Source organism: Neisseria sp. P0021.S007, assembly GCF_051956855.1.
This window is the reverse complement of sequence record NZ_JBQCXA010001507.1, coordinates 1-470: the sequence shown is the minus strand read 5'-3', so window position 1 is coordinate 470 and position 470 is coordinate 1. Positions and strand designations below refer to the sequence as shown.

Below are 470 nucleotides of genomic sequence, written 5' to 3'. Positions count from 1 at the left end.
ACTATATTTAGCCCCCACTAACACAACAGGAAAGTCTGATTTAAGCACCCACCTACCGAATTCAAATTTCCAGCCTCTACAGATCCAATTAAACACACATCATTCAAACGACAAAAGAGCCTGCATAAAGCAGGCTCTTTATTTAGACTAATCGTATCAGATTAGAATTTGTGACGCAGACCAACCATACCGGCAGTAGATTCAGTTTTATCACCACCTTTACCTTCTTTCAACCAACCGGCAGAAATCAAGGCAGAAGTGCGTTTAGAGAAGTCGTAGTCAGCACCAACGATTACTTGGTTGTATTGGCTGTTAGCTTGTTTTACACCGTCTTCTTTAGCCTTGAAGCCGTGAGCATAAGACAGACGAGGCATTACGTTACCCATACGGTAACCGGCAGTTGCAGCAACTTCAGTACGTTCGTTTTTCTTAGCATCAGCTGTATCAGCTTTGAAGCCTTCGTATTGACC

The 470-nt window shown here is 43.0% G+C and carries 1 protein-coding gene; it reads right to left on the bottom strand.

Features of this window, described 5'->3' with window-relative positions:
- Positions 1–161 precede the first annotated feature (161 nt).
- Positions 162–470: porin (locus ACTHUR_RS19970; RefSeq protein WP_440400536.1), on the bottom strand; the 309-nt coding region annotated here is incomplete at its 5' end.